Here is a 9,796-nt window from a genome sequence, read left to right as displayed (position 1 = left end):
TCGCCCTCACCTACCGAGGTGGGGCCGTCCTGCGGGCGATCACCCTCTGGCTCAAACGGTTAGGAGACACGCCCTAGTCCAGACCCAGGCGCTCGAGGGACTGGTCGAGGCTGGCGAGCAGGTACTTGCGGGAGCCGAAGTCGCCGTACGGTCCCGGCCACATGTCGTACCCGGCCTTGCTCGAGATGACGAGCTCGTCGCGGAAGGGCCGGAAGTCGTCCCTGAGGTGGCGTCCGAAGTTCGTCTCCGCACTGCCGTAGGGCGGTCCGTAGTTGTTCGCGAGATCGAAGTGCGTCACCCCGAGATCGAAGGCCCGGCGCAGGATGTCGCGCTGCGTCGCGAAAGCCCTGTCGTCACCGAAGTTGTGCCACAGCCCGAGGGAGACGGCAGGCAGGTGCAGCCCGCTGCGCCCTACGCGTCGATAGGGCAGCTTCTCGTAGCGGTTGTCGGCAGGATGGTAGGTCATTTCCTCATCCTAGGCGGGCCGGGGGTTGTCATTCATCACCGGGCACTGGTGTCGTAAGTATGGACGGCCACCGCTCCGGCGGCCCGGGCAGCCCTGTGGTCGATGGATTACTGTGGTCAGTTCCTGCCGGAGCACCCGTTCCGACTCCCAGTTCCAGAAGGACCATGATGTCACTGCTGAGTTCCCCTTCCCGGCCCCTCGGGTGGACGCTGGCCGCCGCCGCCCTCCTGCTGACCTCCCTGACGTCCTGTTCGTCCCCCGGGGACCAGGACAACGGAGCGATCGCGGTCGGGGAGAACGGGTCGGTCGGCTCCGTCGATCTCCTGAGTGTCCTGCTGGTCTCCTCCGCCGAGGGAGAGCCCGCACGCCTCCTCGGGACCCTGGACAATGAATCCGACCAGTCGGTCGAGGTGACCATCTCCGATGCCGACGACGAGGTGGTGATCACCGTGGCCGCCGGGGAGCAGTTCTCCCTGCTGCACAACGAGACCATCTTCGAGACCGTGGGCGACGCTCCGGGAGCGAACACGACCGTCACCGCCGAGTCCGGAGGCGAGACCATCGATCTGCTCGTGCCGGTGCTCGACGGGACACTCGAGCAGTACAGGCCCTACGTCCCGGAGTGACGCCGGGCCGACGGTGCGGGTCGAGGGTCCTACCGGTCCTTCCGGCGCCGGACCTCGTCGTTCGTTCGATCGACGACCCGGGGCGGACCGTCGGGATCGGGCGCTCCGCCCTCCCCCACCCAGTCCGCGATCTCCGCCGCTTCCTCACGCGTGACGGGTTTGCGCCCGCCCAGCAGTGCTGAGATCGAATCGATGATCTTCGGCATGTCCCTCTCCTGTCGCCGTTCGTCCGTTCAGTAGCGGAAGACGGCCGCCACGCTGCTGTCGGCGTCGACGCCGTCCGACGTCGCATGGACAAGTCCTCCGTTGTTCATCGTGGCGACCGCAGCCGCCTCGATCTGCTCGCACGCCGCGTAGCGCTGGTCCTCGCCCAGCATCACGATGGCGTGCGGATCACCGGTCTCCTGCTCCCAGCACCACGGGTCGGCCTGGACGAACAGGGTCTCCACCCGGCCGTTGACCGCCGCTTCGTGGACCTCGTCGGGGTCGCTCGACGCCCGCCCGGTGCCCTGGAGCTCCCGGAACTGCCCGACCAGCCGGGACCTCTCGTCGCTCAGCTGCTGCTCGATGATCGGCCACGCGAGCTCGTGCAGCTCCAGCTTCGAGAGTGGGTCAGGGTTGCGGAGCACGGCCTCGTCCAGGACGTGCTGGTACTCCGAGATGCCGCGGTAGGCGCTCACGATGGGCTCCAGACCGGCGAGCACCATCCTGGTCCCGTCGTCCTCGAGCTCGGTGCGCAGGCCCGCAGCCAGATCCCGCAGGAAGCTCACCATCTCGTCCTTCTTGAAGTCCTTGTCCGAGGCACCGTGGCCGAAGAACACCGCGGCCCCCGCGCCGGCCGCGGCGGGCCGGGTCAGCGTGTCGGACCGTGGCTCCGGATCGCCCACGACCTCGCGGAGGGATGTCGGCACCTCGTGCAGGTCGACGGCATCGATCCCGTGGCGGTCGGCCCGGAACAGTCGTGTGTCCTGTTGACTGAGGGCCAGCAGGAGGAACTGCTCGTTGCCCGTGAGGAGTCTCAGTGCCGGTCCGAGGACCAGGCGATCGCCGATCGTGGCGAGCTCGGGGACAGCCGCAGGCACGCTGTAGCTGCGGTACCACCCCGGACGCATGAACAGTGCCACACCGTCGCGCATGTGCTGCCACTGCCAGGAGTCCTCCTGCAGTGCCTGCGCCGGGGCGAGCAGCTCGTCCAGCTCCTTGCCCTTCAGCCGCTCCGAGAGCCTGTCGCGGACCGCACCGAGCAGATTCTTCCAGCGCAACTGGTCGGCCCTGGATTCATCGCCGGACCGGTGGGTGGGCATGAACATCGAGATCTGCACTGCAGCCGGATCGGCCTCGGTCAGGAGGGGTAGATCGGCACCGGTCATCATGTCCACTGTGTTCTCCTCTTCGCTGGCTGCCCGGAGTCCGGGCCTACCTGTCGTCTCCCACCCAACCCCGGATCGGTGCCGCCGTCCAGAGCAGAAGGTCCTTCGTCGCCGCAGGCGTTCCTGACACCCCTGGTCCTGCGCGTGCGGCACCGGAAGTGGGTCTTCGTCATCGGGGCGCTGGTCCAGGCTGCCGCCGTGGCGCTGATGGCAGTGGCCGCAGCCCTCGGCAGCGGCCTGAGCGCCGGGCTCACCATCGTGGCCCTGCTGGCGGTCTTGTCGCTGGGCAGGTGCCTGTGCTCCATCTCCTCCAAGGATGTCCAGGGCCGCACGGTGGCCAAGGGGACGCGAGGGCGGATCAACGGGCTGGCCACGACCGCGTCGGGACTGGTGGCCATCACCCTGGGACTGGGCATCCGGTTCCTCGGCGACCGGGACGTGGACGCCGGCCGGCTCGCCTGGCTGCTGGCCGGCGGCGCCGCGCTCTGGGTCGTGGTGGCCGTCCTCTACAGCGGTATCCGCGAGCCCGCGGGCCAGGAGCAGCCCACCCGTGAGCCCGGGGACGGACAGGGGTGGTTCGCACGGACGTCCGCCCTGCTGCGTGAGGACCGCGACTTCCGGCACTTCGTCGTCGTACGCAGCTTCCTCCTGGTCTCCGCGCTGAGCCCGCCCTTCGTGGTGGCCCTCTCCGTCCGTTCCGGGACGGACGGCCTCGCCGGCCTGGGAGGTTTCGTCATCGCTTCCGGCCTCGCTGCACTGCTGGGAGGGCGCATCTTCGGCCGGCTCGCGGACAGCTCCAGCCGGGCCCTGATGACCGCGGGGGCCGGGACGGCCTCGGCGATCATCGTCGTGCTGGTGGTGATCGTGTCCCTGCCCGGCTTCTCGGGCGACAGCACCGCCGGCGCCCGGCTGCCGGAGGTGTCCCGCCGCTGATCAGCGGGTCTGCGCCAGGACCACCGCTGCGTGGGCCGGCAGGTGGACCCTGCCGTCGGCGAGTTCCACGCCGTCCACGGTGGACAGGAGCACCTCGGCCGCCGCGCCCGGCAGCGACACCGTGCGCCTCGACGTGCCGAGGTTCAGCACCACGACGGTGCCGGCGCGCCGCAGGAGGATCCAGCGGTCCTCCTCGTCGAACTCCACCGCGATGCTGCCGAAATCGGCCTCGCGCAGATCGGGGCGTTCCGCCCGCAGCCGGATGAGGTCCCGGTAGGTGGAGAGCAGTTCCGCGTGGTGTCCCTGGTCCAGCTCGGCCCAGTCCAGCTTGGCCGAGGCGAACGTCGCCGGGTCCTGCGGGTTGGGGACGTCCTCGGGGCGCCAGCCCATCCGCTCGAACTCCCTCAGCCGGCCCTCAGCCGTCGCAGTGCCCAGTTCCGGCTCCGGATGGGAGGTGAAGAACGGCCACGGGGTCGATGCGCCGTACTCCTCCCCCATGAACAGCATCGGCGTGAAGGGGCCGAGGATGTTCAGGACCGCGGCCTGCGCGAGCTGGGCCGGGGTCAGCAGGGCACTGAGGCGATCCCCCGCGGCCCGGTTGCCGATCTGGTCGTGGTTCTGCGTGCAGACCACGAGCTGCAGCGGGCTCACCGTCGCCGCATCGATCTCCCGGCCATGGTGGCGTTCCCTGAAGGACGAGTAGGTCCCGTTGTGGAAGAAGCCGTCCTCGAGGACCTTCGCGAGCGCCCCGACCGAGTCGAAGTCGAGGTAGTAGCCGTCGGTCTCCCCCGTCAGATTCACGTGCACCGCGTGATGGAAGTCGTCGCTCCACTGCCCGGCGAGTCCGTACCCGCCCGCGCTGCGGGGCTCGATGAGGCGGGGATCGTTGAGGTCCGACTCGGCGATGAGGAACAGGGGCTTGCCCAGCTCGGCGGCGCACTGGTCGGTGCGGGCACCGAACTCCTCCAGGATGTGGACGGCGCGCTCGTCGTGGAGGGCGTGCACCGCATCCAGCCGCAGGCCGTCCACGTGGTAGTCGCGGAACCACATCAGCAGATTGTCGACGACGTACTCGCGCACCTCGTCCGACTGCGGGCCGTCGAGGTTCAGCGAGTCGCCCCAGGTGTTGGACTTGCCCTCGGTCAGATACGGGCCGAAGAGCCCCAGGTAGTTGCCGCTCGGGCCGAGGTGGTTGTACACCACGTCCTGGATGACGCCGAGGCCGCGTCGGTGGGCCGCGTCGACGAACCGCTGGTAGGCCGCCGGGCCGCCGTACGTCTCCTGCACGGCGTACCACAGGACGCCGTCGTAGCCCCAGTTGTGGGTGCCGTTGAACGCGTTGACGGGCAGCAGTTCCACGTACTGCACGCCGAGGTCCACGAGGTAGCCGAGCCTGTCGATCGCGGCGTCCAGGGTCCCCTCGGGCGTGAAGGTGCCCAGGTGCATCTCGTAGATGACGCCGCCGTCGAGCCCCGGCGAGACCCAGGAGCCGTCCTGCCAGGCATGGGCCGCAGGATCGAAGGTGCGCGAGAGACCGTGGACGCCGTCGGGTTGCCGGCGCGACCGGGGATCCGGCACCGGGGTGTCGGAGCCGTCCACCAGGTACCCGTAGGCCACGTCCGATGACGACGCCTGTTCCGGGGCCCGGTCGGCGCTCCACCAGTGGCTCTCTTGCCGTGTCATCGGGTACTCGGCGCCGTCGGCGATCAGGGTCAGTGTTTCGGCGCGCGGCGCCCAGACATCGAAGGCATTTTTCATGCTGCGTCCTCCTGGACCAGTAGTGCGGCGGGGAAGGTGGCGAAGATCTCAGCGGCCTGCACGGTGCCGCCGTTCACCGTGGCGCCGGTGAGCGCACACGTGTAGGTCCCGGCGGGCAGCTCGAGCGTGGTCCCCTCCCAGCCGCCGCGTCGGGCGAGGCCGTAGGGCAACCGCGTGACGAGCGTGATGGCACCGCCGCGATCGAAGGCGAAGACGTGGTCCGCGGCGGCGCCCGAGCCCGTGATCGCGGTGTATCCCGTGAACAGTTCGGGACGGTCGCGGCGCAGCTTCAGGGCGCGCGAGACGACCAGCAGCTTGGCCTCCGCGCCGGGGCCCACCTCGGGGAGCGCCCCGAAGTCGATGTCCGTCAGCACCTTCCGGCGTGCCTCGTAGTCCACCTCGCGGCGATTGTCCGGGTCCACGAGGGAGGTGTCCCAGAACTCGGTGCCCTGGTAGACGTCGGGCACACCGGGCATGGTCAGCTGCATCAGCTTCTGGGCCAGCGAGGTGGACCACCCCGCGTCCCGGATGCGCTCGACCGTCCCCGCGACGAGCGCCGCCACGGCGGCGTCGTCGAACGCTGCGTCCACCGCGGCGTGCATGCCGCGCTCGAAGGCCTCGTCCGGTGCGGTCCAGTGCGTGCTGAGATCCGCTTCGCGGGAGGCCTTCTCGGCGTAGGCATGGGCGCGCTCCCGGCTCAGCGGCCAGGCGCCGATCAGGGACTGCCACAGCAGGGGGGCGAAGGTGGCGTCGCCGATGGGCGCGAGTTCCTCCAGCCGGCCGACGATCCCGACCCAGTCCTCCGCGAGTTCGGACAGGACGGAGATGCGTGCCCGGGTGTCCTCGCTGCGCTTCGTGTCGTGGGTGCTGAGGGTGGTCATGGCCTGCGGGTTCGCGGTCTGCCGCTCGAGCAGCCGCCGGTGCAGCTCCAGCGGCTCGATCGAGAAGATGCTCGGGTCCCCGCCCACCTCGTTGAGTGAGACGAGACGCGAGTACCGGTAGAAGGCGGTGTCCTCGACGCCCTTGGCCATCACCATCCCGGAGGTCTGCTGGAAGCGGCGCGGGAGCTCCGGGAGCTCCTCGGCCCCGCCCAGGAAGGGGTTCAGGAGCGGGTGCAGTGTCGAGATGGCGTCGGAGAGGTCCGGACGCCTGATCCGGGCGTCGCGCACGGCGTCCGCGAGGTACTGGGCGCCACCGGGGAGGTAACTGCGGTAGACGGGGAAGCACGTGAGCAGTTCGGCGATCGCATCGGCTGCGACGTCGGCGTCGAGCCCGGCGTCGGCCGGCACGAGCCGCGCGAGGCGCAGCACCTCGGAGCGGAGGATCCCGTCCGCGATCCCACGCTTGGTGCGGTGGATCATCTCGTGGAAGGGATCGACCGGTACGGATCCGGTGAGCGCGTGCTCCCCGGCCGGATCGGTGAACAGTCGGTCGAGGTCCGCGAGCGCGTCGTACCCCGTGGTACCCGCCGTGTCCCACTCCGCGGGCAGCGTCTCCCCCGGCTCGAGGATCTTCTCCACGAGGACGTAGGCTCCCCCGGTCAGATCCCGGAGATCCCGGAGATAGCCCTCGGGGTCGGCCAGGCCATCCGGGTGGTCGACGCGCAGACCGTCGACGAGACCGTCGTCGAACCACCGCTTCACCTCCGCGTGGCTCTCCTCGAACACCCACGGCACCTCGACGCGCAGCCCGGCGAGGGTGTTGACGCCGAAGAACCGGCGGTAGTTCAGCTCGGAGTCCGCACGGCGCCAGTTGACGAGTTCGTAGTGCTGGCGGGCGTGCACCTCGGCCGCCGAGTCCCCCGGACGGGCGGAGCCCTCGGCGAGGGGGAACCGGTTGTCGTAGTAGCGCAGCTCGCCGTCCACGAGGCTGAGCCGGTCCAGCTCGTCCTCGCCGTCGCCGAGCACCGGGATGCGGATCCGGCCCGCACCGGCGTCCCAGTCGACGTCGAACGCCTCCGCCATGCGCGATCCGCGCCCCTCCTGCAGGAGCTGCCACCACCAGGCGTTGTCGACGGGTGTCTGGACGCCCATGTGGTTGGGGACGATGTCCACCAGCACACCCATGCCCGCGGCCCGGGCGGCCTCGCTGAGCGCCGCGAGGCCGTCCGGACCGCCGCGCGCCGGGTCGACTGCGGAGGGATCCGTCATGTCGTAGCCGTGATCGGAGCCCTCCTCGGCCGTCAGGATCGGCGAGAGGTACACCCAGTCCACTCCGAGATCATGCAGGTACGGCACGAGGGCTGCTGCTTCGTGCAGGTCGAACTCGTTGCGGATCTGCAGCCGATACGTCGATGTCGGTGTCAACACGTGGGGGTCCTCCTCGGACTGTGGGTGGGCGTGCCGGTGGGTGGTGCTCAGGGGGCGCCGGTCTTGTCCCCGACCTCGTTGGCGAGGATGGCCAGCGACGCGGCGACCGAGTGGTCGAGGTCGTCGACCTTGGAGTGCGTCCTCAGCACCACCATCGACTTGGCCTCGACCGCGAGGGTGGCTCCCGCCGGGATGGCCTCGCTGTCCGCGTACTTGCCGGCCGTGTCGATCACCTCGTCCCACGTCCGGCCGTACTCCTCCGACGGCACGGTGAAGTCCACCGGCTCGTCATGGGCGTTGAAGTACAGCAGGAAGTTGGCGTCGATGATCCGCTGGCCACGCGCGTCGCGTCCCTGGATGCCCTGGCCGTTGAGGAACACGCCGATGGACCGGCCGAACCCGCTGTCCCAGTCCTCCGGGGCCATGAGTTCCCCGGACGTGTCGAGCCAGACGATGTCCGGCAGCGCCTCGCCCTCGCCGCGCCGGACGGGACGCCCGTCGAAGAATCTGCGCCTGCGGAAGGTGGGGTGCTCCGAGCGCAACCGGTTGACCGCGGCCGTGAATTCCAGCAGTGGCTGGTCCATCTTGTCCCAGTGCACCCAGCTGAGCTCGGAGTCCTGGGCGTAGGTGTTGTTGTTGCCCTCCTGCGTGCGTCCCAGTTCGTCACCGTGCAGCAGCATGGGGACTCCCTGCGAGAGCAGCAGGGTCGCGATGAAGTTGCGCTGCTGCCGGGCGCGGATGGCGAGCACCTCGGGATCGTCCGTGGGGCCCTCGACACCGCCGTTCCAGGAGCGGTTGTGCGACTCGCCGTCGTTGTTGTCCTCGCCGTTGGCCTCGTTGTGCTTCTCGTTGTAGGAGACGAGGTCACGCAGCGTGAAGCCGTCGTGTGCCGTGACGAAGTTGATCGAGGCGACGGGGCGGCGCATCGAGTGCTCGTACAGGTCGGCCGAGCCGGTGAGGCGGGAGGCGAACTCGCCGATGCTCGAGGGCTCCCCCCGCCAGAAGTCGCGGACCGTGTCGCGGTACTTGCCGTTCCACTCGGTCCACTGCGGCGGGAAGTTGCCCACCTGGTAGCCGCCGGGACCCACGTCCCAGGGCTCGGCGATGAGCTTGACCTGCGAGACGATGGGATCCTGCTGCACGAGTTCGAAGAACGCCGAGAGTCGGTCCACCTCGTAGAACTCCCGCGCGAGGGCCGAGGCGAGATCGAAGCGGAAGCCGTCCACGTGCATCTCCGTGACCCAGTAGCGCAGCGAGTCCATGAGCAGCTGCAGGGAGTGCGGGTTCCCGACGTTGAGCGAGTTCCCCGTGCCGGTGGTGTCCATGTAGTACTGCTTGTCGTCCTCCACCAGACGGTAGTAGGACACGTTGTCGATGCCGCGCATGGAGATGGTCGGCCCCATATGGTTCCCCTCGGCCGTGTGGTTGTACACCACGTCGAGGATGACCTCGATGCCCGCCAGGTGCAGCTCCCGGACCATGGCCTTGAACTCCTGCACCTGCTCGCCCTGGTCGCCCGAGGAGTTGTACTTGTTGTGCGGGGCGAAGAAACCGATGGTGTTGTAGCCCCAGTAGTTCGACAGGCCCTGCTCCTGCAGGGTGCTGTCGTTGACGAACTGGTGCACGGGCATGAGTTCGATCGCCGTGACACCGAGCTTCTGCAGGTGGGCGATCACCGAGGGGTGGGAGATACCGGCGTACGTGCCGCGCTGTTCCTCGGGCACGTCCGGATGCAACTGCGTGAGGCCCTTCACGTGCGCCTCGTAGATCACGGACTGGTGGTAGGGCGTCCGCGGCATGCGGTCGCCGTCCCAGTTGAAGAAAGGGTTCACGACGACGCCGAGCATCATGTGCGCGGCGGAGTCCTCGTTGTTGACGGAGTGCTCGTCGCCGAAGTTGTAGCCGAAGAGTGCCTGGTCCCAGTCGAGGTCGCCGGAGATGGCCTTCGCGTAGGGATCGAGCAGCAGCTTGTTCGGGTTGCAGCGGTGCCCCTCGGACGGGTTGTTCGGTCCGTGGACGCGGTAGCCGTACTTCTGCCCGGGCGTCACGTGCGGCAGGTAGCCGTGCCAGACGTACCCGTCCACCTCCTTGAGCTCCACCTGCGTCTCGGTGCCGTCGTCGTCGAACAGGCACAGGACCACGAGGTCCGCGATCTCGCTGTACAGCGCGAAGTTCGTTCCCGTGCCGTCATAGGTCGCTCCCAGGGGATACGCGTCGCCGGGCCATAATTCCATCAGGTCTCCTTGGTGTTCTCTGCTGCGGACGCCCCGATGGGCGCCCGCGGATGTGCTCGTCGGCTTCGCGGACTGGTGCCGCGGCCGATTGATCCGTGTC

General features: G+C 69.0%; 7 protein-coding genes and 1 pseudogene. 2 read left to right on the top strand and 6 right to left on the bottom strand.

Annotated features, from left to right (window positions below; translation table 11 throughout):
• Positions 1-76 precede the first annotated feature (76 nt).
• Positions 77-466: pseudogene (locus Q0747_RS12000) on the bottom strand (aldo/keto reductase); the annotation flags it as partial.
• A 164-nt stretch (positions 467-630) separates the two neighbouring features.
• Here Q0747_RS12000 and Q0747_RS11995 point away from each other — a divergent pair.
• Positions 631-1,092 carry a hypothetical protein gene (locus tag Q0747_RS11995; RefSeq protein ID WP_298254931.1) on the top strand — a complete coding sequence of 154 codons (462 nt, stop codon included), beginning with the start codon at positions 631-633 and terminating at the stop codon, positions 1,090-1,092.
• Between the two features lie 29 nt (positions 1,093-1,121).
• On the opposite strand, the gene Q0747_RS11990 is transcribed toward Q0747_RS11995, so the two are convergent.
• Positions 1,122-1,298 carry a hypothetical protein gene (locus Q0747_RS11990; protein WP_298254929.1) on the bottom strand — a complete coding sequence of 59 codons (177 nt, stop codon included), beginning with the start codon at positions 1,296-1,298 and terminating at the stop codon, positions 1,122-1,124.
• Between the two features lie 27 nt (positions 1,299-1,325).
• Complete coding sequence (locus tag Q0747_RS11985; protein WP_298254940.1) at positions 1,326-2,465, bottom strand: hypothetical protein; 1,140 nt, start codon at positions 2,463-2,465, stop codon at positions 1,326-1,328.
• A 75-nt stretch (positions 2,466-2,540) separates the two neighbouring features.
• Here Q0747_RS11985 and Q0747_RS11980 point away from each other — a divergent pair, with 75 nt between their 5' ends.
• On the top strand, positions 2,541-3,395 hold the full coding sequence (locus Q0747_RS11980) for an MFS transporter (protein ID WP_298254927.1): 855 nt from the start codon (positions 2,541-2,543) through the stop codon (positions 3,393-3,395).
• On the opposite strand, the gene treZ is transcribed toward Q0747_RS11980, so the two are convergent.
• The 3 genes from treZ to glgX are packed head-to-tail and all read right to left on the bottom strand — an operon-like array spanning position 3,396 to position 9,696.
• Entirely contained in the window at positions 3,396-5,153 is a 1,758-nt protein-coding gene (gene treZ, locus Q0747_RS11975) for a malto-oligosyltrehalose trehalohydrolase (protein ID WP_298254925.1), read from the bottom strand.
• Positions 5,150-7,462 carry a malto-oligosyltrehalose synthase gene (gene treY, locus Q0747_RS11970; protein ID WP_298254922.1) on the bottom strand — a complete coding sequence of 771 codons (2,313 nt, stop codon included), beginning with the start codon at positions 7,460-7,462 and terminating at the stop codon, positions 5,150-5,152. The genes treZ and treY overlap by 4 nt, the downstream gene beginning before the upstream one ends.
• 47 nt (positions 7,463-7,509) lie before the next feature.
• Positions 7,510-9,696 (bottom strand): glycogen debranching protein GlgX, encoded by a 2,187-nt coding sequence (gene glgX, locus Q0747_RS11965; RefSeq protein WP_298254920.1) that lies wholly within the window; start codon positions 9,694-9,696, stop codon positions 7,510-7,512.
• Between the last annotated feature and the right edge of the window lie 100 nt (positions 9,697-9,796).

The organism is uncultured Arthrobacter sp. (genome assembly GCF_947493765.1).
Lineage (GTDB): Bacteria > Actinomycetota > Actinomycetes > Actinomycetales > Micrococcaceae > Arthrobacter_D.
This window is presented reverse-complemented; position numbering and strand designations above follow the sequence as displayed.